At 38.4% G+C, this 25,756-nt stretch carries 23 protein-coding genes and 1 tRNA gene; 11 read left to right on the top strand and 13 right to left on the bottom strand.

Annotation, left to right across the window (positions count from 1 at the left end; translation table 11 throughout):
- Positions 1 to 51: 51 nt before the first annotated feature.
- Entirely contained in the window at positions 52 to 477 is a 426-nt protein-coding gene (locus PY091_RS12830) for a DoxX family protein (RefSeq protein WP_275650060.1), read from the top strand.
- Between the two features lie 4 nt (positions 478 to 481).
- Positions 482 to 955 carry a glutathione peroxidase gene (locus PY091_RS12825; RefSeq protein ID WP_275650059.1) on the top strand — a complete coding sequence of 158 codons (474 nt, stop codon included), beginning with the start codon at positions 482 to 484 and terminating at the stop codon, positions 953 to 955.
- 5 nt (positions 956 to 960) lie between these two features.
- Here the strand turns inward: PY091_RS12825 and PY091_RS12820 are convergent, their stop codons facing one another.
- From PY091_RS12820 to PY091_RS12805, 4 genes are all read right to left on the bottom strand, one after another.
- Positions 961 to 2,001 (bottom strand): ATP-grasp domain-containing protein, encoded by a 1,041-nt coding sequence (locus PY091_RS12820; RefSeq protein WP_275650058.1) that lies wholly within the window; start codon positions 1,999 to 2,001, stop codon positions 961 to 963.
- Positions 2,002 to 2,006: 5 nt separating this feature from the next.
- Positions 2,007 to 2,723 carry an NRDE family protein gene (locus PY091_RS12815; RefSeq protein ID WP_275650057.1) on the bottom strand — a complete coding sequence of 239 codons (717 nt, stop codon included), beginning with the start codon at positions 2,721 to 2,723 and terminating at the stop codon, positions 2,007 to 2,009.
- Entirely contained in the window at positions 2,711 to 3,196 is a 486-nt protein-coding gene (locus PY091_RS12810) for a DinB family protein (RefSeq protein ID WP_275650056.1), read from the bottom strand. The genes PY091_RS12815 and PY091_RS12810 overlap by 13 nt, the downstream gene beginning before the upstream one ends.
- A 66-nt stretch (positions 3,197 to 3,262) precedes the next feature.
- Positions 3,263 to 3,706, bottom strand: coding sequence for a YHS domain-containing (seleno)protein (locus PY091_RS12805; protein ID WP_275650055.1), 444 nt, complete (start codon positions 3,704 to 3,706; stop codon positions 3,263 to 3,265).
- A 208-nt stretch (positions 3,707 to 3,914) separates the two neighbouring features.
- On the opposite strand from PY091_RS12805, the gene PY091_RS12800 reads away from it, so the two are divergent.
- Complete coding sequence (locus tag PY091_RS12800; RefSeq protein ID WP_275650054.1) at positions 3,915 to 6,311, top strand: hybrid sensor histidine kinase/response regulator; 2,397 nt, start codon at positions 3,915 to 3,917, stop codon at positions 6,309 to 6,311.
- Between the two features lie 249 nt (positions 6,312 to 6,560).
- Here PY091_RS12800 and PY091_RS12795 read toward each other — a convergent pair whose 3' ends face one another.
- The 3 genes from PY091_RS12795 to PY091_RS12785 all read right to left on the bottom strand — a co-directional run bounded on the left by PY091_RS12795 (position 6,561) and on the right by PY091_RS12785 (position 10,238).
- Entirely contained in the window at positions 6,561 to 9,233 is a 2,673-nt protein-coding gene (locus tag PY091_RS12795; protein ID WP_072878800.1) for a TonB-dependent receptor, read from the bottom strand.
- A complete protein-coding gene (locus PY091_RS12790) occupies positions 9,230 to 9,934 on the bottom strand; it encodes a GLPGLI family protein (protein WP_163636617.1) in 705 nt (234 codons plus the stop codon). The genes PY091_RS12795 and PY091_RS12790 overlap by 4 nt, the downstream gene beginning before the upstream one ends.
- 91 nt (positions 9,935 to 10,025) lie before the next feature.
- Positions 10,026 to 10,238 carry a hypothetical protein gene (locus PY091_RS12785; protein ID WP_072878802.1) on the bottom strand — a complete coding sequence of 71 codons (213 nt, stop codon included), beginning with the start codon at positions 10,236 to 10,238 and terminating at the stop codon, positions 10,026 to 10,028.
- Between the two features lie 152 nt (positions 10,239 to 10,390).
- On the opposite strand from PY091_RS12785, the gene PY091_RS12780 reads away from it, so the two are divergent.
- Positions 10,391 to 11,560 (top strand): IS4 family transposase, encoded by a 1,170-nt coding sequence (locus PY091_RS12780; protein WP_275650053.1) that lies wholly within the window; start codon positions 10,391 to 10,393, stop codon positions 11,558 to 11,560.
- A 381-nt stretch (positions 11,561 to 11,941) separates the two neighbouring features.
- Here the strand turns inward: PY091_RS12780 and PY091_RS12775 are convergent, their stop codons facing one another.
- Positions 11,942 to 12,139, bottom strand: a complete 198-nt coding sequence (locus tag PY091_RS12775; protein ID WP_072878803.1) for a hypothetical protein — start codon at positions 12,137 to 12,139, stop codon at positions 11,942 to 11,944.
- A 20-nt stretch (positions 12,140 to 12,159) separates the two neighbouring features.
- Between PY091_RS12775 and PY091_RS12770 the strand changes: the two genes are divergently transcribed.
- Positions 12,160 to 13,899, top strand: a complete 1,740-nt coding sequence (locus tag PY091_RS12770) for a vitamin K epoxide reductase family protein (protein WP_072878804.1) — start codon at positions 12,160 to 12,162, stop codon at positions 13,897 to 13,899.
- Here the strand turns inward: PY091_RS12770 and PY091_RS12765 are convergent.
- From PY091_RS12765 to PY091_RS12755, 3 genes are read right to left on the bottom strand one after another with little or no spacing between them, the layout of a single operon-like run.
- On the bottom strand, positions 13,869 to 14,699 hold the full coding sequence (locus tag PY091_RS12765) for a carboxypeptidase-like regulatory domain-containing protein (protein WP_275650052.1): 831 nt from the start codon (positions 14,697 to 14,699) through the stop codon (positions 13,869 to 13,871). The two genes, PY091_RS12770 and PY091_RS12765, sit on opposite strands and share 31 nt — an antisense overlap.
- 8 nt (positions 14,700 to 14,707) lie before the next feature.
- Positions 14,708 to 14,860, bottom strand: a complete 153-nt coding sequence (locus PY091_RS12760) for a hypothetical protein (protein ID WP_275650051.1) — start codon at positions 14,858 to 14,860, stop codon at positions 14,708 to 14,710.
- Positions 14,861 to 14,915: 55 nt separating this feature from the next.
- Complete coding sequence (locus PY091_RS12755) at positions 14,916 to 16,397, bottom strand: carboxypeptidase-like regulatory domain-containing protein (protein ID WP_072878806.1); 1,482 nt, start codon at positions 16,395 to 16,397, stop codon at positions 14,916 to 14,918.
- 361 nt (positions 16,398 to 16,758) lie between these two features.
- On the opposite strand from PY091_RS12755, the gene PY091_RS12750 reads away from it, so the two are divergent.
- Positions 16,759 to 18,948 (top strand): peptidase domain-containing ABC transporter, encoded by a 2,190-nt coding sequence (locus PY091_RS12750; protein WP_072878810.1) that lies wholly within the window; start codon positions 16,759 to 16,761, stop codon positions 18,946 to 18,948.
- A 1,071-nt stretch (positions 18,949 to 20,019) separates the two neighbouring features.
- Here PY091_RS12750 and PY091_RS12745 read toward each other — a convergent pair.
- Complete coding sequence (locus PY091_RS12745) at positions 20,020 to 21,180, bottom strand: erythromycin esterase family protein (RefSeq protein ID WP_083569616.1); 1,161 nt, start codon at positions 21,178 to 21,180, stop codon at positions 20,020 to 20,022.
- Between the two features lie 929 nt (positions 21,181 to 22,109).
- On the opposite strand from PY091_RS12745, the gene PY091_RS12740 reads away from it, so the two are divergent.
- From PY091_RS12740 to PY091_RS12720, 5 genes are all read left to right on the top strand, one after another.
- Complete coding sequence (locus tag PY091_RS12740) at positions 22,110 to 22,457, top strand: plasmid mobilization protein (protein ID WP_275650050.1); 348 nt, start codon at positions 22,110 to 22,112, stop codon at positions 22,455 to 22,457.
- Positions 22,447 to 23,496, top strand: coding sequence for a relaxase/mobilization nuclease domain-containing protein (locus tag PY091_RS12735; RefSeq protein WP_275650049.1), 1,050 nt, complete (start codon positions 22,447 to 22,449; stop codon positions 23,494 to 23,496). The genes PY091_RS12740 and PY091_RS12735 overlap by 11 nt, the downstream gene beginning before the upstream one ends.
- A gap of 11 nt (positions 23,497 to 23,507) precedes the next feature.
- Complete coding sequence (locus PY091_RS12730; protein ID WP_275650048.1) at positions 23,508 to 23,798, top strand: hypothetical protein; 291 nt, start codon at positions 23,508 to 23,510, stop codon at positions 23,796 to 23,798.
- 134 nt (positions 23,799 to 23,932) lie between these two features.
- Positions 23,933 to 24,106 (top strand): hypothetical protein, encoded by a 174-nt coding sequence (locus tag PY091_RS12725; protein WP_275650047.1) that lies wholly within the window; start codon positions 23,933 to 23,935, stop codon positions 24,104 to 24,106.
- Positions 24,103 to 25,719, top strand: coding sequence for a recombinase family protein (locus tag PY091_RS12720; protein ID WP_275650190.1), 1,617 nt, complete (start codon positions 24,103 to 24,105; stop codon positions 25,717 to 25,719). Before PY091_RS12725 ends, PY091_RS12720 begins: the two co-directional genes overlap by 4 nt.
- Here the strand turns inward: PY091_RS12720 and PY091_RS12715 are convergent.
- Positions 25,673 to 25,746 (bottom strand) — tRNA-Arg (locus PY091_RS12715). The genes PY091_RS12720 and PY091_RS12715 overlap by 47 nt on opposite strands.
- Between the last annotated feature and the right edge of the window lie 10 nt (positions 25,747 to 25,756).

Genomic DNA, 25,756 nt, shown 5'->3' with positions numbered 1-25,756 from the left:
GGGCTTCCTTTGGGATATAATTATCTTTAAACGAACCTGAAATATTTTCAAATGAACGCTACAACAAGTACTGTACAAAACGTTTTTAGAATTATACTGGGTCTATTGATGATGATGGCCGGTTTTGGTCACCTCACCTTTCAACGCGAAGAATTCCAGGCCCAAGTACCAAGATGGTTGCCCACAAGCGAAGCTTTTATGGATTTTGTTGTGGTTGCCTCGGGCCTTGTTGAGATACTTTTGGGACTTGCCATGGTGTTTTTGGTTAAATACAAGGTAAAAACTGGAATAGTTTTGGCCATTTTCTATATCTTGATATTCCCAGGAAACATTTCACAATACACGAACGGAATCGATGCATTTGGATTGGACACTGACCTCAAAAGGTTTGTTCGTTTGTTTTTTCAGCCCGTTCTGATACTTTGGGCCCTTTGGTCAACTGGAGCCCTCAAGTATCTTGTGAACAAAAACAAATAACACTATGGAATTCTACAAGTTTGAAGCAGAGCGATTAGATGGGACCACGGAGTCCATGGAAAAATACAAGGACAAAACTATTGTAGTGGTGAATACCGCCAGTAAATGTGGCCTTACCCCTCAGTACGAAGGCCTGGAAACACTTTATAAAACATATAAAGATCAAGGATTGGTGATTTTGGGCTTTCCTTGCAATCAATTTGGAAACCAGGAGCCGGGCAGTGCCGATAACATCCAAGAATTTTGCCAAGTGAACTATGGGGTTTCCTTTCCTATGTTTGCCAAAATCGATGTCAATGGTAGTGGTGCCCATCCCATTTTTAAATATCTAAAATCCGAATTGAGTGGCCTGTTGGGAGGAAAAATCAAATGGAACTTCACCAAATTTGTAATCGATAAAACAGGTAGGCCCGTAAAGCGCTTTGCCCCAACAACGGAGCCTAGTGCCATGGAAAATTACATACAGGGAATTCTTTAATTTCCCTAAAACTTTAATTGCGCCTGCAAAGCACCTGTTTGTTTCAACATAGCCCTTCCGTCCTTAAAACTAAGATAGGTATGGCCAGCTTTTTTGTTGGCTATACTGATCTCGCACAACATGGCCCAATGGCGGGCAACTTCCCGCCATGCCCAAAACAAGGAATGCTGGGGGTCGTAAATATGGGTGGCCTCTCCCCCTGCACCATTCACTTCAATAACACTAAAGTTCTTTCCTTGGCAGAGTTCCTCAAATGTATTGTAGAGCACATCCAATCGTCCGTAATGGAAACCGTTCATTTGGGAACATATATCATCTATGGTATTTACCAATGCTTCATTGATTTTATGACTGATATCGACGAACTTGGCCCCTCGCGTATGGCTACCGTAGGGCACCAAGATAAATTCCTCCCCTTCGATTAAAACCTCCTGAAGTTGTGCACCGAACTTTTTTTTCAACACTGCTAATTGTAAGTGACTTCGAGGATTCCTTTTGATGAGCTCGAGCATGGTGCTCTGTCCATCACCAGTGACAGATAGAAATTCCTTGGACACAATCCCGGTAATCTTACCATGAACTTCATCGGGTTTGCGTACATAAAATATCCCCACTTCCTTTTGGTAAGGTATAAGTTCTTGTACCAAAAAATGGGAAGGCGTCCAATTCAGATAATTTCTAAACTCATCCTTGTTATGGATTTTCTCCACGCCAAAAGCTTTCATCCCGATATCCGGCTTAGCAATGAATGGAAAACCGATATCATTTTCCAAAACTCGCTCCAATGCCAATTCAGGAGTATCATTCTTTTCAATAAAAACGGTTTTGGGAATAAATCGTTCGGGAATCATAGTGTAGATTTCCATCTTGGATATCATGGCCATGCCCCCATTTTTCATACCTGGATTGGCCGCATTAAAAAAGAAAAAAGACCTTGCCTTCAAAGAATAAAACAACCAAACTGGAAACATGGGGTAATAGATCAACCAAAACGGCCAATACTCCCAATTGGTTATTCGATGCCATATCAATTTAAGGGAATCCATTGCTCTTACATGGTGAGTTGCGAGGGTGAAAAGGGAATTTCGAAAAATTTATCGTTCAATAGGTCCAAGTGACGCATCATAATGTCCCCTTGATCAAGCACTGCTTGGGTCACACTGAAAGTTTTAAGACCAGAATCGCGATCGATTATAAATCCATTCTCATAATCATTGTGATTATTGGAATGAAAATCGACTACCTTGCTAGCGGTGGCCCTGGGATTTGATTCCACAAACTTTCGAAACAATCTTCTCCGGTGCTCAATTACTTCATCGGTATAGAGGGTTGCCGAAGACCAAATATAATTCTTGTTCTTATCCAATGGCCTAAAATATTTTTGATTTCCATCCCATCTAAACTCCAATAGCTCACCATTGAACAAGACCAAGGTAAAGGGCTCGATATCGATCAGCGGTATTTCCTCCAAAAGCACATATGGCCGTTCCGATGCGATAATGTCCAAAAGTACCAATCCCCTACTTCGGGCATAGGTCCCATTTGGGGCATGATTTACAAAACCACCATTGAGCAGTACGGCAACCGAACCATTTTCATTAAGGGCAAACCAGGTACCCCCCGCTTTAGGGTCCTTTGGAAAAAGTACTTTTACAGATCCCAAGGTTTCTTCTTGCGGCCTTAAGGCCAAAGGTCTTGAAATATGTTCATCACGGTTAGAGGTAATCAACCGGGTCCCTCCGGAGGATATAAAACTTACTGTGCACATACCTTTCGATATTGAAGGGTAGATGGAGCCACTCCAAAAGACTCTGGAATTTCTTGAGAAGAAAGATGTTTGATGCCCACTTTGATCAATGCTTGGTGATGTATGGTATGCTCTAAATTATACATGACCTCCCTAAAGTAATTAGAGTCCAAGCTATTTTCACCTCCACTCAATTCATAATTTATCTTGATGCTCTTGTTCTGCTTTTCAAGGTGCTCCTGAATATAGGTCAACCTATCTAGGGCATAATCCAAATCCTCTTCGATTCTGAGATTGCGCTCACGACGATCATAAGAGACATCGGAAAACTCATACCCATTGATCAAGCAAAGGTAGAGTTCGATGATGTGCCGCGTATGCTGACCAATGGTAGCATTGGACAAAATATCGCAAGATCGGGAATAACAATCTAAGGGCAGATCGGACAGCACTTGCTTAAACTGCTCCAAAGTTTCCAAGGAAGATTTGAACATGATGTTTAGTTATTGGGTTATTTTATTCGCTTTTTGATGAATTTGAGTATAAGATAGAAAGAATAATCAATTCTTTAATTTCTCCCAGTTTTTATCCGCTTCCAAAACCAGGTCTTCTGGTGAACCTTTGAGCCAAAACTCTAAGGTGTTGTTTTTTCCTTTATTATAAAACAGGTAAAGTTTACCGTCCCTGATTTCAAAAGTTTCGGGATCGACATTCACCTTTCGACCATTTATGGCCACGGCATACGCACAATAACCACCATACTTGGGCAAGAAATTAGCAGGTCTTTCCTTGAACCTCTCCAAGTTGGTTCGACTAAAAAACTTAAACTTGGTCCCATCATATGTCGCAGTGAACTCGCTTTTCCCTTCCAAAGGGGAACCTTCAAAATAGGACACTACATCGTAGCCATGTACAGCATAACCATTTTTGGTGTTATAATCAGTGTTTTGAGCAAATCCCAATGTACCCATCACCAAAAATGTCATCCAAACATATCTCTTCATTGCCGTTTATATTATTTACAACTTCAGCTTTAGTCCATAATATTTGGAGTTCCTTTCAACAATAGGTGTCTTTCATCGAAGATTTTCTGGATTACATCCAAAGATCGGACTGGCCAATACCAAACCCCATGTAGTGACGTTTATAAACCAAACCAACTAACAAAAGGTTCCGTTTTCCCAAAAAAACGGTTCCAGTAATACCTACTTAATGTGCAACACTCCCCCATTAAGGCCATATCTATGGTCAATCGTTTTATTATTTTTTTTTCCATTTTTTTCCATTGCTCAAATTTCTGCAGACGGCAATAGCCATGAGGTCATTTCGCTTAGACCAGTGACATCTGTTTTGCTTGCAGGCCAAAAAGATTACAGCTTGGAAGAAATTAGGAACAACCCGGACTTGGACTTTGTTCCATTGACCAGTTTAAAGGAGAACCTCGGATTTTCAAGTGACAACTACTGGCTCACCTTTAATTTGGAAAACAATACTGAGAGCTACAAACAGTATTATTTGGAAACTGCACGCCCGATAACGGATGTGGTAAACCTCTTTCTTATAGATGAGGACAGCCAAGTTGAAAAACAAATAAGCGGGGACAGGATTCCCTTTTCCAAAAAAACAATACAGCATAGAAAGTCAATCTTTGACATAGACCTTAGACCGGGACAAAAACTACAGGCATATATAGAGCTCAAAAGTGATGGAGAAGTGGTGATGCTTCCCATGAATCTGTACCAGGAGACCAGTTTTTTCAGGCTCACCTACAAAGAGCAGGTATTTTACGGCTTCTTTTATGGCATTTTGATTTTAGCCTCTATTATCTACCTGTTTTTCTTTTTTGCACTCAAGGACAAGGCCTTTGTGTACTATGCACTTTATGTGCTTTTTATTGCGGCCATGCAGTTTTCATTGGATGGATTCTTTCACCAATATTTTACTCCACAAGGTGGCTGGCTGTCGGATAGGGCTGTTTTGCTCACCGCTTTTGTTTCACTGCTCTTTTTTGGCAATTATGGGGATACCTTCCTAAACCTTAAAAAAAACAGTCCCATCTTACACCTCATCAACAAATTATTAGGTGCATCAATAGTGCTGGGTGTTATCATATTAGCGGTTTCCCAAAACTTTGAATATTGTTATCCTTTGGCCAATGCCATCGGAATTCTTGTGTTGGCACACATGATTACCTCCTTGGTCGTCATGAAAGCTAAAAGACAAAAAGTAGATCTATTCTTTATCATTGGTATTTCATTTTTGATATTAGGGTTTGTGGTCTTTATACTGAACAACTTCAATACAATAGAGAACTCATTCATCACCAGTAATGGTGCCAAATTCGGCATCGGGTTTGAAATTATTTTCTTATCCATATCGATGAGCAATAGGATTCGTGATCTACGGATGGAGAATGAGCAAAACCAAATGCTCGCCCTTCAACGAGCCGAGGACATGAACGAGATAAAATCCTCATTTCTATCCAATATAAGCCATGAACTTAGGACACCGCTTAACCTGATTATGGGCGTAGCTACCTCTCTTCAAGAAAATAAAGAGGAAGAAAACTTGGATGAAAAATGCAAGATGCTGTTGAGCTCCTCGAAAAACCTATTGGGTTATATTGAGGATATTTTAGACTTTACCGTAATTGAAAAAGGGGACCAAGAGTTGAAAGAAGTGCCTTTTGACCTAAAATCGACTTTGCAAAAGATCTTGAACCTTCAGGAAAAGAAAGCGACTTCAAAAGGGTTAGAGTTCAATATAAATTTATCGGACGATTTACCTTCCAGGATAGTTGGCGACAAAGCAAAACTGGCCCAAATCCTTAACCACCTCTTGGACAACGCAATTAAATTCACCAGCAAGGGCAGTGTAGCTATAGACATTGATTGCACCAAAAAGAATGATCGAGCTACGATAGGATTTACGATCAAGGATACAGGAATCGGTATTTCAGCAGAAAAAATGAGCACAATCTTTGAATCCTTTACCAAAAAGTCCTTTATGGATAAGCGCGAATTCAGTGGTCTGGGTTTAGGACTATACATCGTTAAGACTTATGTTGACCTACAAAAAGGAACAGTGAATTTCAAAAACAACCAAGGCAAAGGCACCATATGCGAACTTAGTCTGGGTTTTGAAATAGATGAAGATAAAGAACTTAGCGCCAAAGAATCCGATTCAGTCAATTCCGATATTAGATCCACGGCGGGCAACATACTTTATGTTGAGGACAACAAAATGAACCAGACCGTAGTAAAGTTGTTGTTCAAAAAGAACTGGAAGGATGCCAATCTTACCATTGCCAACCATGGCAAGGAAGCTTTGGAAATCATGAAAGAGAAGTCATTTGATATGATTCTTATGGACCTTCAAATGCCTGAAATGGACGGTTTTGAAACCACCACGATGATCAGGGAAGGAAAAGCCAGGTGCAATGCCCAAATTCCAATTATTGTGGTGACCGCGGACAATACAAGTAATACAAGAAAAAAGATCTTCGAGTTGGGAGCCAACGATTTGGTAACAAAACCCGTCAACGGTCCGCTTCTTTTCGCTAAGATGAACAAAAACGCATATGGTCAAGCTTCAGCAAAGGTGGCTTGATCAGCAATGGGTATTAAAAAAGCACGCTGATCAAAGCGTGCTTTTTTAAGTGACCTCAAGAGGACAAGGTTCTAACTTTTTGAAGGAAGATATCGAAATCATTATCAAAGAATCATTTCATATTAGAAGCACTTGATTCTCTTTCAATAATCCTTTTCAGAGTATTTTTATTCTTTCCTTTTCACCTCTAGTATTTACTCAGACGGACACCTCCTAGTTTGAAACTGTCATACTCTGTATGAACATAGATTAAAATTTATAAGCAATCTTGAACATAATAATTCGGGGCACAATATAGATACTCCTTTCTTGAACTATAAAATCGGAAAAGGAACTTTCCCGTTTTGCATTCACATTGAACAGATTTGTAGCCTCCATTTCAAAACTCCATGGGCTATTCTCTTTATTGTAGTAAATAGAAGTATTTGCTAGGTCAAAAAGATTTTGGATCCTATTTTCCCGATTTAGGAACCGATTCTTGGAGTATTCAACAGTGAATTTGAAATCATCGAAAAATCTGAATTCCGAACTTACGAACAATTCGGAAGATAGGTATCTTGTTCTTCCATCCTTTCCCCCGTAATTTGAAGGAGAATGTTCGTATGAGATTTCAAAGTTTGGACCCTTTTCAAAATAAGTTTCGGCCCTGATTTTCCCCGATAGGTCAGTCAAAAAAAAAATTGACGCCTCTGAATTGAACACCTGAAAGAACTCATCATAACTGGCCTCTCCTTGAAAATGGAATTTTAGGTTGCTTATTTCTTTGCTCAAATTAAAGTTTCCGGCCAAACTGTTTTCTGGAGAATAAAGTATTAGAAAGGTACTTGATTGATCGATTCCATTCAATACCACATTTTTCTTGATGTTTTGGGCTCTTCTTAAATATACCAGAGAGGTATCAAAATATAACCCCTTGAAAAAGTTTAGCTTATAATAATTCAAGGAAAGGGAATGGCTTTTCATTGGACCCATACTCGGATTACCTTTTGTAACGACATTGAAATCGACAATTGAGTAATTTTGGGAAAATTGGGAAGTATCGGGAAACCCAACATCAGTATCATATTTGATGATCAATTTTTCACTGTCATTAAACTCCACTCTCAGTAAAAATTGAGGCAAAATTGTTGAGGAACTGTTTGTAAAGATGTTCGTTGTCTGTCTGTTTCTCCAAAAATACCTATGATAAATAAGGCCAGGTTTAAAAATTAATTTCCCTATTAAGAATTTATATTCAAGACCTATGAAGATATCATTAAAGTTACGATCGAGATCATTGGAAAAACTATCTTTTGGGAAGTCGATACTGTCTTGATCTGTAAGTGCTTGACCCGAACTGGACAAATAATTGTCAAAAGATATGCCATATCCCAGTGTAGTATACAAGTGATTGTAATTGTTCAATATCCAATAATCTTTTAAAGCAAGGTCAAAACTGGTTTTCCTTAATTCCCTCTTTTGGTTTATGCTGTATGGCATATCAATTTCCAAAGGTAGCAGGTCTTCTAAAAACGACTCATTGGATATCCAATCCCCAATGGACTTATTTTGAGAATGACCCAGAGTAGCCTCTACACTAAGAGTCTGGGCTTTGGAGAACTTCTTATTATAATCAATGTTTTGTTTTAGGTCTAAGTATTCAAAACTATTAAAAGTCTGGAGACTATTGTTCTGGTATGGATTGATTGAGATCAAAGAGCCAAAGGAGTCATTCTTTCCTAATTTAACCAAAGTATTGGCTGAGATGTTTAAGTTTTGCTTCGAATGATGGCCGATGGATAGTTTGCCTAGAAGGAAGGAGATGTCATTTGATTCCAATTCCTGTCTATTTTCGATGAAAGGTTCATCGGCAAGGTAATTATTGACCGTTTGGGTTTCTGTTTCTGATTTGCTATTGGTTATAATGGCATAGGAGTTTATCTCTGTCGTGGGGGAAATGGACTGTCTAAGGTTAAATGCCCCAAAACTATTTGAATTTTCCTTGAAATCCATGTTGTTCAAATGGGAAGCAAAATCATCGTTATAAAGAGAGACAAAGTTTTTGTTATTGGACATAAGTTTTCCAAACCCTCCTTCAAAATCAATGTAGTCCGTAATAGAAAATCCTTTCTCACCAATATTGTTCAGGTCTCCAATAATATTGACATTTGTCTTGGGGCTATAATAAAAAAGGGCAGGGTGTGCCAAGTACCTTTCCTCCAATCCATAACCCAATTCGATGTCACCGAACACAAACCTTTTCTTTTCTTCTTTCAATTTGATGTTCAAAGCCTTTTCCTGGCTATCTTCCAGCCCTTTTAAAAATCCGATGGCACTGTAATTGTCCAAGATTTCAATTTGGTCGATGACATCTACGGGAATATTGTTCACGGCAAGTTTGCTGTCCCCGGTAAAAAAGGTTTTTCCCTCCACCAAGACCTTCGTTATTTCTTTTCCCTGCGCACGGACATTACCCTCTCTATCGACTTCTATCCCCGGTAATTTATTTAGGAGTTCCTTAAGTTTACGTTCTTTACCGGATGCAAAGGCAGTAACATTATAAATTGTAGTATCCTTTTTGATCTGGACAGGAAGTTTATAAGTTAAAAGGACTTCATCCAATTCTTGGACCAATGGAAGTAGGGTAAAGTCCTTTTTGGCACTATTTTCAGCAATCAATGAAAACACCAGTGGGCGGAAACCAAGATAGCTCACTTGGATTTCATAAGTAATATTTTTTTTTAGGGTCAATGAATATTCCCCCTTTTTATCTGTGATTGCAAATGGGGTTTTTTCTGAATTAGAATTTGGGAATGCAATAATATTTGCGTTGGACAAAACAACACCACTGGAATCCTTTACCTGACCAAAAATTTGGATCTCTTGTCCTAGAGCTATAGTACTGCCCCATAAAAAAGCAATAAAAAAACAAATCTTCTTCAATAACCTTTTTTCTTTATATCCGCCACTTCTTTTTCCAGCATAATATAATATTCTTGGTAGGATATTTGATTGTTTAGTTTCGGTTTTTTGATTTTTACGTTCGCTTTTTCAATCTTGTTCAAGGTATAGATCATTTCCTCGAATTTAAGTTCAACAATGAATCCGGGAAGTCCTCCAAACCCCAGAGGCCCAAAACTGTAGGGCAAATCAGAGGTAAACCATGCTTCAACTGGGGTCTTGACCGTCCCTTTTTGCCGAACTGTGGTAGCTTTGTAAACTTTATAATCTCCAAAATTCTTTGATTCTTTGGTAATGTCCCATTCCAATTTTTCATCAAGTAGTAAAGTCATTGGTTTTGAATCGTTCTTCTCAACAATCTTGGTACCTTCCAAATCATTGACATACCAAGTTTTATCTCCTTGGGAGAATACCAATGCTTGATAATAAATATAGGGGGATATATCATCGGGCTTCAACTGTTCCTTCCGATTGAACAAAGACTCATGGTCCGATATCAACAATTCAAATTCAAAATCTTTCAATACAGAAGCTATTGAAATCATTATATTTTTTACTTCAAAGTTTTCCATATCATCAATGTTCTTTGCAGATTTGACCCCATACAACGCCCTAACACCATCTTGTTGGGCATAGGTTGTATGAAAAACTAACATTAAAAGGTATATTATATGCTTGTTCATTTTGATATATTTTTTCATTAAAAATCCCCAAAGTTTGTTTCTTTGGGGAGAATAATATTGGGGGCCAGAATTCGCCTTCTGAATCAAGTCCTCATTCGTATTTGGCCCTCAATTCGATGCATCCAACATACGCTGCCCTAAATGCTTCAACACTTTGTCCCCTAGTGAGTTCCGTTGCGATTGCAACACATGAAAGATAAGCCTCATCGGAAGCTTTGGTGCATGAACAGTCGTTTTCTTCAATAGCATTGGCATTGGTAGTAAGAATTAGGGCCAATGCAAAAATCCCAATGATTTTTTTCATAATAAAATGGTTAGAGTTAATATACATGTCTCAACACTAGTGGGCACTATAAGTTAATATAAGTTCTTTGAAATTCTTTGTATATCGCACCTGAGAGGATTTTTCGTGGCGTGACGATTTGAACCGGAAGTTGGATTTTTGCAATAAAATCCATGAACCAAGGCAAATATGTGTTCGCCCAACTTACCGAGTTCCTGCCGCGCCGGGCCTTCGACCGTATTGTCAAGGAACATGGCGGCAACAAATACGTGAGAAGCTTTACTTGTTGGAACCAGATGTTGTGCATGGTCTTCGGGCAACTGACCTCTAGGGACAGTATGCGCGATTTGATGTTGAGCCTTGAGGCGCACCGCCCAAAATATTACCATTTAGGGTTTGGCACCACCGTAACAAGGCGCAATCTGGGCAAGGCCAACGAAAAAAGAAGCTACAAGATCTTCGAGGAGTTCGCCTATGTCCTTATCGGCGAGGCCAGGAAAAGCTGTTACCGGGGAGATTTCGAGATTGACATCGAGGGCAACGTGTACGCCCTTGACTCGACCACGATCGATCTTTGCCTGAGCGTGTTCTGGTGGGCGGAGTTCCGAAAGGCCAAGGGAGGGATAAAGCTCCACGTACTTTACGACGTGATGACCTCGGTCCCCAGCTTCGTACACATCTCGAATGCGAGCCTGCACGATGTCAACGTTCTGGACATAGTACCTTATGAGACTGGAAGTTTTTACGTCATGGACAAGGCATATATCGACTTTGCCAGATTGTACGCCATCCATCTGCAAAAAGCCTTTTTCGTTACCAGGGCCAAGGACAACCTACGTTTTAAGAGGATGTATTCCCGGGCCGTCGATAAGGCCAAAGGGGTCAAATACGACCAGTTGGGCGGACTCGAAGGGCATTACTCAAAAAAGGGCTATCCTGAAAAACTCCGCCGCATCAAATATTACGACGGCGAGACCGGAAAGGAATTCGTCTTTTTGACCAACAACACCAATCTCGATGCGACCGAAATAGCACTTCTGTACAAGAAACGATGGGAAGTCGAGCTGTTCTTCAAATGGATGAAACAGCACCTGAGGATAAAATCCTTCTGGGGGACGAGCATGAACGCAGTCAAGATACAGATCTATTGCGCAATCATCGCATACTGTCTTGTGGCAATAGTCGGGAACAAATTGAAATCCCAGCGAAGAATCTACGAAATATTACAGATATTGAGTATATCGCTACTCGATAAAACCCCTGTAAGAGAGATACTTACGCATTACGATTACAAAGATGTCAAAGAACTAAAAAATAAACAACTGAAAATCAATGGGTTTTAAGTACCCACTAATGATGTCTCAATATAGATAAATTTTTCATAAAAATGAAAAAACTTACATTGTAAGCAAATAATATCCTTAGTAAGTGTGGTCTGTTTAAATCAGGTTTAAGATTTGTTTATGTTCCCTTCGGGCACAAAATGGCTACCTGTCAATGCCATTTATGATAATATCCCTGTCCTGAATCCTTCAAGTGTCTAGGTATAGTTCCTTTGCATCATGGAACTGGCTAAAAAACTGAAAACAAGGGATTTATCCTCTTTGTCTTCCAGAGATATTGATGCCGTGTGTCAATGCAGAATCATGTCGAGGGTCTTGAAAATTTCCCCCAATGGAGCTATCCCATATTCAGTTTATAGCAGTATTGATGAAATCGCTGGGTTATTCGATATCCCTTTCCGGTTGCTTTTTTTCCACCAAACGATCCGTTCTTTGTTCTGTTATATGGGCATATACTTCTGGGTTATAAATTAGATATTTGACTCCATTTGGTTCAGTACCTCTAGGATTTTCTCTTAATTTGCCTGTAAGTTGTGCATCAATAATGTTAATGATTATTGCTTGCAGTAGTTTGCACATTTTTTTAACGTATCATAGGCATGGGTAATGTAAAAAGCAAAAAGTGGGTTAAGGAATCGACGGAATATTCTAATACTAAAGTTGCGCTTGAAAATCTTTTTATAATTCAGGGGGAGCAAATTCCTGTAAACGAAATAGAAAGAGACCCTAAGTATCCAAGAATTGAATCTATAGTGAATTTTCTGAACAGAAACGGTATAGAGAACTTGGTAGTTGAATTAGGGGAAGATTCATTACGAAAAATCCCATTCCCTTGCTTAGCTCAAATTATAGAAACCGATGATAAAAATCTTGAAAAAGGACAGGTTCGTTTCGTAGTATTAAATTCTCTTAATGGCAGACTCTGTAATTATTTAGATTCAAAAAAGGGGTGGGTAGAAATAGAGGTGGATACTTTTCTCGATATCAGCACGGGAATCTTTGTTTTGGTCTCCAAGCCGGAAAATGATGATGTGGACAGTATATCAAACGTCGTGACTGATGCTGAGGACGTTCCAAGTATGTTCTCAGTGGGGACTTCAGCAGCTATTTTCTTCATTTTATTGATAGGCTACATTTTTTTTGCTAAGGTCGGAGTTTATGGAAAAATAAGCTTTGCTTTTAGTCTTATGGGGGTCATTTTAAGCTTTTTATTGGTGAAAGAAGAACATAATTTCAAAACCGGCAATGGGAGTAAACTTTGCGGAATATTGTCCTTCAAAGGAAAATCATCGAATTCCTGTTCAGAGGTAATCAATTCAAAAGCAAGTAAAATTTTTGGGCTCAGTTTTAGTGATGTGGGATTTATTTTTTTTGGATTTATTGTGATGGTTCTAATCCTTAATACCACATCATATCCCGGCACAGAATTATCCCTTGGATTGATTAAATTATTAAACACAGCCGCGCTTCCTTTTACCTTTTTTTCCCTTTTTTATCAGGGGGTCGTCATAAAAAAGTGGTGTGCATTATGTGTCTGGACACAAATAATCATAGTCGTTAATTTTATTCTATCACTATTTCTGATCGAAGGTTTCAATGTCGATTTTTTATTCAATGGTTATCCTGTGTCCATTATTTTTACTCTTTTATTGGTTTTTATAATCTGGAAATTAATAAGAAAGAACTATTCACTAAGCAATTCTTTAATGGATACAGAGCAGAAGCTATATGTTTATGAAAATGATACGGTTGTCTTCAATGGGTTGCTTAAGGAAGAGAAAAGTGTGCCGCTAAGCACCAATGAGTACGATATAGTTCTTGGGAATCCGGATAGTGAAAATATTTTGCTTATTTATACAAACCCGTTATGCCCTTCTTGTCGGAAAGCCCACCAATACATAGACCAAATTTTAAAGAGAAACCAGCGGTATTTCAGGATAGTCATACGATTTTTAGTGGCTGAAATATCAGAAAATGATTTTACAAAATCGCCCGACAACCTAGATACCGCCCTTGCTGTATCGGCTTTTCAAATATATCGGCGAGAAAAGTCAAGTAAGGATAAATTGGGGTTTTTAAAGATAATGGAGGAAATTTATTCCATGGAAACCATAAATGAGAAATCTATTGACAAATGGATATCTGAAAGGGTTGGGACAATCGATGGCCTGGAATATATAGAAAAGGCCTTAAGAAATCACAAAAGAGTTGCGGTCGATAATGGCATTGAAGATACACCAACCATTTATATTAATGGTATATATTATAGGTACGGGATTTTGTATCTAAAAAATATTTTGAACAATGCCTATCGATTAAAGGAAGAAGTGGCTGAGTAATTTGTTGGGGTCAAAAATTCTTTACTTTTTTTCTCAAAAAAAGTAACAAGCTCCAAATCATTACTGTTTTCAATAATTTGCACTAAGTTTTCATCTTCGCAACAGTATATAATAAACCCGTCTATATTATTGGGGGGGATGTTTAAGTGATCAATAAAGAAGCTATCATTTAATTTGGATTTAACGCTATCGAAATATCCCGCAACTTTCTCCGCCTTAATTTCTTTCTTTACTTGCTTCAACCTCCCGGTAAGGACATTGATCAGTAAATTAATGGCGCCTGTAGATGAGTGTTTCAGTTCCCTTTCGGCATAGCTCAACCTTCGTATTTGTGGATTGGGTAGGCCTAAATCCTCATTGGACAACACTTTTTCCAACTTTAAAGAGTTTATATCATATAATAAATCGCCTGTTAAATAATGATTAGACACCACCACTTCCTTTAATTCTATTGGGGTCTCCTGTAAGTTGATTTTAACAGGGTCCGGTTGGTGTAAAAAATTATTGACCGGAACAATTTTCAAACCGTACTGGATAGAGCTGATTAACAATGTATCATTCTGTTCGACCAATATCGAAAACCTTCCATTTTGGTCTGTTATGGTACCTCGTCCACTTTTCTTGCTGATTACGTTCAGTCCTACAACGTCCCCATTATTGGATTCAACGAATCCAGACAGTTCTTTTGTCTGAGAATAAGAGGTATAAGGGATAAGAAATATTATAAAAAAAACACAAAGAAAGGGATTCAAAAGAACCCCTTCCAATCTTCGTTTTAATAAGAAAGTGCTAATCTGCAAATTTTCAATTACTGATTCCCACATTTACAAAAGAAGCAAAGACGTGTATTCTTTTTAATACCGTCCAAAACCCCTGTTAGACATATGATTGCTCCGCCAACCACACTTTCCAAATTTTTTACTTCAAATTTTTTAAATTGATTTAAAGAAGATGTTTTCATAATAAATTTTTTAGTTAATGGAAAAATTAAATTTGCTGTAAGTTAAAAAAAAGACTTAATACTTTCCCGCTTTTTTAAAATTAAATAGCGTTTTTTCTGGTTCTATTATGTCGTAATCCCTCCAAATCTCGAAGCTATATTCTTTCGGATATATAACTTCGACGGCCGATTTACCAACATTGGAGGCTTTATTTTCTTTTCTTTTGGTAACGTTTGGATTACCAAAACTTGCTTCTTCTATATAATGTTCCAAGATATTGATGTCGGCCTCAAATGAAACAAGTTTCTCTTTTCCATTATCAGAAAGACTTTTAATTTGCATATTTCGGTTGATTCTTAATTCTTCCTTCGTCTCAACTCGGGCATATTTCGGAAAATAGCCTTGTGAATTGTGGAGTTTTTGGAAATAAATACGATAAGAATGGCCGTTCATGGTCGAATGAATCCCCAATAGGCCAAACATTTTCTCAGATACCCCAGCTATAGTATTCACATCCAATTTATGGATACCGAAGTCCTGCACATCAATAAAAATTTGACCTTCATATTTTGCCTTATCGTCCTTTGGCACTATTGAGATAACATAAACACTATGTTCACCATAGCTGATCTCACCTTTTAGGTCAAACTCATAATACTTGGGCTTCTTTAAAAAATCAAATTGGTCTGGATTGTTATATAACAGATCGTTTATAAAATTTGACCCGAGGTATCCACTGCTGTTAATGGCCTTGTCCCTGTTGATGTCCGTTTTGTCATTTTGCGGTCCATCTCCATTTATATCTATATCACTGCCTAGTTTGAAGAGACCGGACTTAAACCGAATTTGTGTGGATCCCGGTAAATGTTTCTTTAACAATGATATCAAATCAATTTTAATGGAGTCCAAAGCGGATGCCTGGTTCTTTTCTTCATGCTTGACTATCCGGATAGGATTTAGTATGAAATCTGATTTAATTCCCGACGGTTCGTTAAAATCAAACAAAACTTCGGTATATTTCGTAATGGTCTTAGGTATTTCTTTGGTCAGACTATCCAATTTTACCTGGGTAAACTCACTGATGTTGGATTTTAATTTTTCAGTTTGAACCTTTGTAATATTCTCGTTTAGGGTCTGTCGTAAAAAAAAGTCGCTCTTTGTATGTTGTTGGGCGTAATTGTCTTCAAGATGTTCGATGGCCTTGTTGACAATCTCAATGGGGTCAAGGCTTACATTGCTGACCGTTACCCCACTTAAACGTACAATCTCAGGGGAGAGAAGAATTTTTTCATCTATTATTTCCTCTAACAATACTGTTTTTGTTTTATATCCAATACAAGAAATTTTGATTTCTTTATTGTCCAACCTCTCGTTTTCCGGCAAACTAAAATTGCCATCTTCGTTTGTGATCACTCCAGAATTTGAATTTAAAACTATGTTAGCATAAGGAATGGGGAATTTCGTCAAAGAATCGGCCACTGTATAGGTTATGCGTTGGGAAAGACCAATATAGCTTATCAATAAAAAGAAGAACACCATGTTCCTTTGAATATTCATAGACACCAAAATATTTTAAACATTATAATTTGTCACAAAAAATCTCATTGGAGAAAAATAACCAAAAAGAACATTGAAACTTCACACAAAAAAGTTAATATTTGATTATCACAAAATTTTTTGCCAAAAGACCTCCTTTTATTGGCAGAGGTCAGGGGGGCTTGGTTATGAGTACAATCTTCGATAGGGTCGATTTCATTCAAGGATTATTTAATGCTCTTACGGAATATTTTTTTCTAAGCTCCTCAAATTCAATAGAACAGCTAAAAACTCAATTGTTTGTGTTTCATCGAAATATGAATAAAAAACAAGGGAAAAAGTTTAAACTCATCCAATTGTTACTTTTGAAGTAAAGCAAAATATGAAGAATTTTCCTTTTTATAGACAAATAGATTTTAAGGATTGTGGGCCAACTTGTTTGAAAATGATTGCCGAGTTTTATGGGAGAAAGATTTCCATTGAACATTTACGTGGGTTGTCCGAGACCAGCCGAGGCGGGACCAATTTAAAAAAACTCAGCTTTGCTGCTAAAAATGTTGGCTTTGATGTGATCGGGGCAAGACTGAGCCTAGAAAATTTGGACAAAGCCCCGTTACCCTGTATCCTATTTTGGGACAATAATCATTATGTGGTCCTTTATCAAAGAGTAAATGAAACCTATCATATTGCCGATCCAGCAGTTGGATTGATCAAATATAAAAAAGGTGCGTTTGTTAAACATTGGGCCAGCAGTGTCAATAATAGTGACAATCCCTCGGAAGGAATAGCCCTGTTGCTTGAAAAAACTGAGTATTTTGATAGTGTAAAATCAGAGCCCCCAAAAAAAAAGTCAGGATACAAACATCTTCTGCCGTATATACTTAAATATAAATCTCTTTTTCTTCAATTATGTGTTGGGCTTTTGGCAGGGAGCTTGTTGCAACTCGTTTTCCCTTTTTTGACACAAAGTATAGTTGATGTGGGAATAAAAAACGAAAGTGTACAATTAATATATCTCCTGTTGCTCGCCCAATTGTTCATCTTTTTGGGGAAAATAGCATTGGAACTGATAAAAGGGTGGGCACTTTTACATCTTAGTACAAGAATCAACATCTTGTTGGTCTCAGATTTTTTTAAAAAGCTGATGAGTCTCCCTATTTCTTTTTTTGACACTAAGATAACAGGGGATATTTTACAGAGGATTGACGATCATTCGAGAATCGAAAAGTTAATAACAACATCGTCACTAAACATTCTTTTTTCCATTTTTTCCATTTTGATTTTTGCCTCTGTTATAGCCTATTATGATTTTTATGTGTTCCTTCTTTTTGCGGTTGGGTCTGTGGTTTATGTGGTTTGGATCCTGTTTTTTTTAAAAAGGAGAGAACTAATTGACCATGAAAAGTTTAGACTTATGTCCCAAGAACAAAGTTTGGTTGTTGAACTTTTAAACGGAATGCAGACAATCAAAATGAACAATGTCGAAAAAGAGCAAAGATGGGCCTGGGAAAACAAAAGAGTGGAACTTTATAATGTATTGATAAAGGGAACTCGTTTGGAACAAACGCAGGATGCTGGTGCAGCATTGATCAATGAACTGAAAAACATACTGATTACCTTTTATTCTGCGTTATTGGTGATTGAAGGAAACATGACCATCGGGGCCATGTTGGCCATTTCTTATATAATAGGGAGCTTAAATGCGCCCTTACACGATTTTGTGGGATTTGTTAAAGAATCACAGGACGCTAAATTATCCTTACAAAGACTTTCTGAAATCCAGAATAAACCCAGTGAGACTGACAATGGAGAGACAAAACAGCTCCCAAAGTCATCTCATGATATAGAAATTAAAAATTTAAATTTCAGGTATCCTGGTTCAGATGTTTTGGTGCTTAAAAACATTAATCTCTTAATCCCCCAGCTAAAGACCACGGCAATTGTGGGTGCAAGTGGGAGTGGCAAGACCACTTTGCTAAAAATGCTTTTACGGTTTTATAGACCGGATGAAGGAACTGTTTTTGTCGGAGACCAAAATCTTAGCTCCATCGATTTGAAGGCTTGGAGAGATCATTGTGGAGTGGTCCTTCAGGAAGATTTTATTTTTAATGATACTATATTAAAAAATGTAGTGATCAGCAATATAGAGCCTGATAAAGAGCGGTTTTTAAATGCTATTAAAATGGCAAATATTGAAGATTTTATTATGAAATTGCCCCAAACCTGGGATACGGTCCTTGGAAATGAAGGCATGGGATTAAGTACAGGCCAGAAGCAAAGAATTCTCCTTGCCAGAGCAATTTATAAAAATCCCAAATTTTTAATTTTGGATGAGGCCACTTCTGCCCTTGATGCCGATAACGAGAAAATAATTGTCGACAATTTGGAGCGTTTTTTTGAAGAAAGAACGGTTTTAGTCGTCGCCCATCGGTTGAGCACGGTAAAAAATGCCGACCAGATAATTGTATTGGAAAATGGAGCCATTGAGGAAATTGGGTCGCACGTTGAATTAGTCCAAAAAACGGGCAAGTATTATAATCTTATAAAAAACCAATTGGAGCTTGGTGATTAATTTATGGTAAACTCTAATGATTCAAGTCCAAAATTGATTTCAATAATTGAGAAGCCATTTCACTGGACATTAAGGTTTGGGGCATCTGTTTTGATGCTTGTTATAGTCATTTTTTTAATTTTTCTGTACAATTTTGAGGTTTTCGACACCTATAGTGTTGAGGGAAGGGTTTTAAAAGTCACCAAAAAAAAAGTCGGAAAATTGGAGTTGACCGCAGCCCTATACACAAATGAGCATCCGTTTAAGACAGGGGACACCATATCCGTGCGGCTGGCAACCGACGAAAAACGTTATCCGGCCATAATCTCTTCTGAAAGCTGTGATGGGACTTGTTGTTCCAACTGTATTTTGTCAGTCGTTTTTAATACACCCCCCAATCTTATAAATATTCATAAAAAAAACACAAAAATCAGCTTGTCTAAATTAGAGAAGAAAAGCCTCCTACCCGGGTTGAGAGTAGGTGAGAATTAGGTCTATTTCAAATGAACAATCTACAATCCTTTATATCAGCTTATCTGCAAAAAGGATGTCAGGCATTTTTTTGAACTTTTGAAAACCAAAATGCAGGGAGAATCCAGCGTAGCAGTTTTTCTTAAAAGTTTTTTTATTGGTCTGTTTTACTTCCCCTCTATTTACCACAAAAATTATTACATCGACGTGTTGAAAGGTCATCCTTTTTTTTTACAAAATTAACACAAATATTTTGATGATAATCTAAAGGCGGAAATTGAAAAATCATTCCCTTACATTTATTCGACCGCTTCGAAAAATACTTTCAATCCTGTAAATCCCATCAAAATTCGTTGATGCCCACAAAGAGCCATTACATTTCGGTCAATGGGGTGAGTATCTGTCGGGTGCTATTCTTGCGGGAAAAGAAGAAAAGGCAGGTTATTTCCTTAGATTCCACTGTGGTTTCTGCCATACGGCCGTTGTGTCAATTGGATTTTAGGCAATTGCAATACACAAATAATATTTGATGATTTGTATGATCGTACATTTAATGATTTAGATAAATATGTACATGAAAAATGGAACGGAATCAGGGGCGAAGTTTAATGTAATATTTTTCTAATCGATTCGTTTTATTTCTTCTCCATTTGTCACAAAAATAATAGCATCAAAGTGTTGAAACCATTTGGCTTTGGAATTATTCAAATTAAATATATCGTTATCATTGTAAACTGCGTTTGCAATTTCTGGTCGTTTCTTCCTTATTTCAATGACATCAATAAAAAAATTTTCATTCAGTGCAGGAAGAAAGTGAACTAGACTTCCTCTATCCCTGTGGGCCTTGATGATATCTTTTTCCGTTCGCGGGGGCAAAATTAAGGAACCCACTGCAATGCTATAGGAAGAGTTAGGGTTCATTCTAGCATACTGAAAGCCCATTGTCTTACCTTTCATAAATTTTTCGTTGCAATTGGACATATGCGCATTGGCCAACCAAACTATCACCTTTCTATTTTCCAATCTTTTAGTAATAAAATTTAAATTTTTAGCCATTTGGGCATCTCTTATGGGTACTGCTTTGGATAAACTATAATGGGTGGTATATATGAGCAATGCGCTTCTGAAACTATCTAATATCTGATACCACAGAAGGTCATCCTTGACTTTATCATTGTTCAAAAGAATTTCCAAATTTTTGTGTACATATTCAACATCAGTCTTGGTCAAAACTTCCTTTGTATTATAATAGTTTTTTGCAACTTTTCCTGTCAATTCCAAAAACCTATCTTCAACTAAAATTCCATGCGACTTCAGAAACTCTTTCAGCTTAGCGTCAAAATGATTCGCAGAATACTTGGAGTGGAGCTGGTTATCAAATCCCCAAAGGTTCACATTTTCTTTTTCAACAATATCAAAAAGCTTTTGACATTGAACGGATTTTGACCAGTGAGGAAAGATATTTAATTTACTATGGTCAAAAAAAAGTCCAAAAAAATCACTTTCAAAAGCAATATCGGTAAACTGTAATTCTTTGACGAGATATTCGACCACCTTTGTTTTAGCCAAAAAATCCGAACCACTATAATGTACAGATTCACCGATAAAAACAACGCTCTTATCTTTGACGTTATCCCGAATAATTTTTTTCACATCATCTGAAAGTCCTTCTCCAGAATCAAATTTGTATATGTTGGGGTCAATCTGACCTTGGAGATTGAAAAACGTTAAAAACAATAGACAACGTAGGACACTGTGCAAAAAGAATGAATACTTAATCATGATATTTTTTACATTGTATGTATTAAATCATTTAAGATAAAAATTCAAAAGTAAATACCACATACTCCAAAAAAATGCAAAAAGATTTCTTAGTAAATTCTTTCCTACATTATTTCAAAAAGAAAAAAATCCATGTAGACGCTTCCAAGTGCAAAAAACGGACTTTGTATACCACTTTAGACGGAAAACAATGAGCATAGTGAAATAGATCATAAGGTTCATATATACAATATGTTACAATAAAATAAGATGGATTAATTTAGTGGTTCTCAGTATCCGTCCTTTCCATGTACTCACCGTTTTTTCACTTTGACACAAAATTAACGCATTATCATATAACACAATACATGTACCATATTGCCATGTGAGAGTGCACCCTCCGGGTGCCCTTTTGTGGAAAGGGAGAAGGAAGAAAAAGTTGGATATTTCCTTGGATTCCATAGTGGTTTTGCCATACGGCCGTTGTTGCAATTGGATTTTTGGCAATTGCAAGACACAAATAAATATTTGATGATTTGTATGATCGTACATTTAATCATTTAGATAATGAAAAATGGAACGGGATCAGGGGGCGAAGCGAACCTTGCGATGATGATTTAAAGCCGATGATGGTACTTTTCTCCCTTTCCATTTTTAGTCCATACAGGCATTAAAATCGATTTGGACAATACAAATCGGCCGTTTTGCCCCTGTCCATTGAAATACCAAGTTCAAGTTCAGTGTGGTTTTTGATTTTTCTCTTCTGAAATGACCCTTCAATGATTTGCCGTACAAAAGTCCATGTACGGCAAATCCCTTGCAAACAATCCATAGGCCATAGGTTTGCCATATAGTTGATGGGGGGTCACGAAGCAAGTTGTGTTTTTGTAAACAAAAACTGCGCACTTCGTTTACAAGTGACCTTTAGAACAATACCAAATTCATGGCAAATGGCAAGACCTAAAAAGGACATATCAAAACAAAGGACGATTGTCATCGCCTTTAGGGTTTCACAAAGTGAACACGCGATCATTTCCAACAATGCGGAGACAATTGGATTATCCACAGCTGAATATATCCGAAGAAAATGTACGGGAAAATCCTTGCCGAATAAAAAGGTAAGCCCATTGGACCGAAAACTGTTTGTCGAACTGAGCCGGATGGGAAACAACCTGAACCAACTTGCCAGGGTATCGAACTCTGGCATCCATGCCCCGTTCAGTATATCTAAACAATTGGAGGAGGTAAAAATGTTGTTACAGCAGCTCAAAACAAATATCTCGAACAATGATAGGTAAGATAACAATAGGGAAAGACTTCTATGGTGTTCTTGCCTACAATGAAAAAAAGGTAAGCGAAGGGGTCGGATATGTGATCGATTCCAATATCGAACAATCCACAGCGGTAAACATGACACAGGAATTCAATTTGATCCGGCAATTGCGTCCGGGACTTGGGAATGCGGTCCTTCATGTTTCCTTGAACCTGCCGTACTCTGATCAATTGGACGATAAAGAATTTGCTTCATTGGGATGCGACTATCTACTGAAGATGGGGTTCGACAACAACCAGTTCATCATGTACCGCCATACGGACACGAAGCACGAGCACATCCATATCGTGGCCAATAGGGTCAGGTATTCGGGCAGGACAACAAGTGACAGCAACATTAAAAGAAGGAGCCGGGAAGTGCTCAATGATCTGGAAAAGAAATACGGGCTGTCCCAAATTTCTGTAAAGACTGGTGCCGAAAAACCGCTTACCCAGAAAGAGATCGAGAAAACCCTTAGGACTGGAAATCTGCCCATCAAACTTATCCTTCAGGATAAAATTGGTTTAGCAATCTCAATAGCTGCGGATACGTCCGAATTTATTTCAATGCTCGAATCGAACGGTATTTCGCCCAAGTTCAATATAAGCAAGACCACGGGCAGGGTCTCGGGCATATCGTTCAACCATCAAGGCGTAGTGTACAAAGGCAGTACGCTTGGCAAAAAATATTCATGGAACAGTATCGTAAAACAAATCGATTATGGGCAAGACAGAGACCGTTCAGTTATACTATCAACTAATGGAAAAGAACGGGGAACTGATAGAGTTGGTGAAAGAAACCTTGGAACAGCAATCAAACCTGAGCCAAGAAGTGAGGGAGTTACAAAAGGCACTGAAAATCCTTCTGAACAATCAAAAAGTTATGTGGGAGAAATTAAGGGAAATGGAATGACCGGGCCTTTGGCAAATGAAACGGATTGGACTCCCTTTAAACTGGAACTCATTGACCATGGTGCGAGGAAAAAGTCCAAAGGAAAGAAGAAAAGAAAAGGGCTGGGCCTCTAGAACTTGAACTTATGGAAAATAACAACAAGCAAAAACCTTCAGGAATGACCCCCTCCGAGATCCAGGTATTGGAGATGATACGTAGCAAAAGGTTCCTATCCATCAAAGTGATCATCAAGAACGGGGAGGTCGATGCCATTGAAGGTCTGGAACGATTGGACACAGGGGAGCGTATCATCGATATGTTGAAGCAGCACGATTTTCAAAATCTGGAGATCAAACAAAGTAATGGTAAGATCGTCTGTGTGAACAGGATCTTTAGAAAAAAGATCGACCCTGTCGCAAAAACCAAAAGTTGTTGACCGACAACTCATAAGTATGGAATAAAACAATGGTCCCACAAGGGATCAGATCAATTAAAAAAGGTAAATTAAAGCCTGCTTTACAAATACGGTAGTGACCTTCAAGATAAAGGAGCTACTGCTATTTAATGGAAATGTCAAACCCGATAATCGAGCTAAAGCGGAAAAACAGAACATTCAACAGTACATGGCTCAGAACGTATAAAGGTTTTGAGGACTGCCCGGAGAAAGAAGCGAAAAAGATCGTGGAACAACTCAGGGAACTCGCCAACATAGTTTGCCGCCATGTCCAAAAAGGGAACATATGAACTTAGAGGTATTCAGTCAATTTGCGAAAAAGGAAAAAGGAAGGATCATAGGAAAGAACAACACGGCGGTCATCTACACCCGTGTTTCCAGTAAGGAGCAATTTGACAACAATGCCAGTCTCAGCACCCAACTTAAATATTGCCAGGAATACGCAATTCGAAAAGAATTGGAAGTATTGGAATATTTCGGGGGAACCTATGAATCCGCAAAGAGCGATGAGCGCAGGGAGTTCCAAAGAATGCTCAGCTATGTCAAAAGGAGAAAGAACATCGGCTATATCATCGTCTATTCCTATGATAGATTTTCCAGAACTGGCGCGAACGGTGCCTATATCAGCGAACAGTTAAAAAAACAGGGAGTGGCCGTTATATCGGCAACCCAAGAAATCGATGTGACCACAAGTGCGGGTACGTTCCAGGAAAATCTCTACCATATGTTCTCCCATTTCGACAACCAGATCCGTAGGGACAAATCCATTACTGGAATGCGGGAAAAACTGCGAAGGGGCCATTGGACTGGTGCCTATCCATTTGGATATACCAATACGAATCCCGGGAAAGGGAAGATCCCGAATTTTGTGATCTCGGAGAAAGGAAGATTGCTGAAACAGGCTTTTTTATGGAAGGCAAATTCCAATATGTCACATGTCGAGATTGCAAAGCGTCTGAAAGAAAAGGGTCTGGACATACATGCAAAAAGGTTAACGGACCTTTTCAGGAACCCGTTCTATTGTGGGCTTATCGTGAACAGTCTTATTCCCGGAGAAGTGATCCAGGGGAAACACGAGGCCCTCATATCGAAAGAAATGTTCCTTAAGATCCACAATCTGCTCCATGCAGGTGAGCCACCGAAGAAATATTCGTTCGATGACGAAAACCTGCCATTGAAGATGTTCGTCAGATCTTCGGTCTGTGGAACGCCCTACACTGGATATATTGTCAAGAAAAAGGGACTGTGCTATTACAAGAACAGACGTAAGGGCAGCAAGGAGAACAGAAGCGCCAATAAGCTCCATAAAGAGTTCCTGAACGTATTGAACAGGTTTACACTGGCCGACAAAAAGTATATAGAGCCTTTGACCGAGATGATTCATGATACCTTAATTGTCAAGAATCAAGAAGCACTTCATGACCAAAAGCGGTTGGCCAAAGAACTCGGCCAACTTAAAGAAAGGATTGATACATTGGAGAGAAGATTCGTCGTTCTGAACGAGATCACAAAGTCCCAGTACGACCTTTTCATGCCGGAACTGAAAGCCAAACAGAGGGAACTGGAGGTGAAAATGGAAAATGTGGGAATAAATAGTTCGAACCTTAAAAAGTCCGTAAAATTGGCACTCGGTTATGCCTGTAACCTACCATCACTGTGGAAGTTAGGGGATTTGGAAACCAAACGGGCCATCCAATATATGGTGTTCCCCGACGGGATTGGGTATGACTTCAAAAACAAGCGAGTTCGAACTTTTCGGGTCAATGAGATTTTTGGTGCAATCTCTATATTGGCGGGGAGTTTGAAGGGTAAAGAAAAAGGGGACTTCCACTCGATTTGCAGAAAATCCCCTTTAGTGACCGCGGAAGGATTCGAACCCTCAACCCTCAGAGCCGAAATCTGATATTCTATCCAGTTGAACTACGCGGCCCAATATGTTA

Origin of the sequence: Flagellimonas okinawensis, from assembly GCF_029194005.1 — a bacterium.
GTDB lineage: Bacteria > Bacteroidota > Bacteroidia > Flavobacteriales > Flavobacteriaceae > Flagellimonas > Flagellimonas okinawensis.
The sequence above is the reverse complement of the archived record's forward strand: the minus strand, read 5'-3'. Positions and strand labels throughout refer to the sequence as shown.

Excerpts from the sequence above, each read along its gene's own strand:
- PY091_RS12830 (WP_275650060.1), top strand. The coding sequence starts at position 52 with ATGAACGCTACAACAAGTACTGTACAAAACGTTTTTAGAATTATACTG.
- PY091_RS12825 (WP_275650059.1), top strand. The coding sequence starts at position 482 with ATGGAATTCTACAAGTTTGAAGCAGAGCGATTAGATGGGACCACGGAG.
- PY091_RS12820 (WP_275650058.1), bottom strand. The coding sequence starts at position 2,001 with ATGGATTCCCTTAAATTGATATGGCATCGAATAACCAATTGGGAGTAT.
- PY091_RS12815 (WP_275650057.1), bottom strand. The coding sequence starts at position 2,723 with ATGTGCACAGTAAGTTTTATATCCTCCGGAGGGACCCGGTTGATTACC.
- PY091_RS12810 (WP_275650056.1), bottom strand. The coding sequence starts at position 3,196 with ATGTTCAAATCTTCCTTGGAAACTTTGGAGCAGTTTAAGCAAGTGCTG.
- PY091_RS12805 (WP_275650055.1), bottom strand. The coding sequence starts at position 3,706 with ATGAAGAGATATGTTTGGATGACATTTTTGGTGATGGGTACATTGGGA.
- PY091_RS12800 (WP_275650054.1), top strand. The coding sequence starts at position 3,915 with ATGTGCAACACTCCCCCATTAAGGCCATATCTATGGTCAATCGTTTTA.
- PY091_RS12790 (WP_163636617.1), bottom strand. The coding sequence starts at position 9,934 with ATGAACAAGCATATAATATACCTTTTAATGTTAGTTTTTCATACAACC.
- PY091_RS12785 (WP_072878802.1), bottom strand. The coding sequence starts at position 10,238 with ATGAAAAAAATCATTGGGATTTTTGCATTGGCCCTAATTCTTACTACC.
- PY091_RS12780 (WP_275650053.1), top strand. The coding sequence starts at position 10,391 with ATGAACCAAGGCAAATATGTGTTCGCCCAACTTACCGAGTTCCTGCCG.
- PY091_RS12775 (WP_072878803.1), bottom strand. The coding sequence starts at position 12,139 with ATGTGCAAACTACTGCAAGCAATAATCATTAACATTATTGATGCACAA.
- PY091_RS12770 (WP_072878804.1), top strand. The coding sequence starts at position 12,160 with ATGGGTAATGTAAAAAGCAAAAAGTGGGTTAAGGAATCGACGGAATAT.
- PY091_RS12760 (WP_275650051.1), bottom strand. The coding sequence starts at position 14,860 with ATGAAAACATCTTCTTTAAATCAATTTAAAAAATTTGAAGTAAAAAAT.
- PY091_RS12755 (WP_072878806.1), bottom strand. The coding sequence starts at position 16,397 with ATGAATATTCAAAGGAACATGGTGTTCTTCTTTTTATTGATAAGCTAT.
- PY091_RS12750 (WP_072878810.1), top strand. The coding sequence starts at position 16,759 with ATGAAGAATTTTCCTTTTTATAGACAAATAGATTTTAAGGATTGTGGG.
- PY091_RS12745 (WP_083569616.1), bottom strand. The coding sequence starts at position 21,180 with ATGATTAAGTATTCATTCTTTTTGCACAGTGTCCTACGTTGTCTATTG.
- PY091_RS12740 (WP_275650050.1), top strand. The coding sequence starts at position 22,110 with ATGGCAAGACCTAAAAAGGACATATCAAAACAAAGGACGATTGTCATC.
- PY091_RS12735 (WP_275650049.1), top strand. The coding sequence starts at position 22,447 with ATGATAGGTAAGATAACAATAGGGAAAGACTTCTATGGTGTTCTTGCC.
- PY091_RS12730 (WP_275650048.1), top strand. The coding sequence starts at position 23,508 with ATGGAAAATAACAACAAGCAAAAACCTTCAGGAATGACCCCCTCCGAG.
- PY091_RS12725 (WP_275650047.1), top strand. The coding sequence starts at position 23,933 with ATGTCAAACCCGATAATCGAGCTAAAGCGGAAAAACAGAACATTCAAC.
- PY091_RS12720 (WP_275650190.1), top strand. The coding sequence starts at position 24,103 with ATGAACTTAGAGGTATTCAGTCAATTTGCGAAAAAGGAAAAAGGAAGG.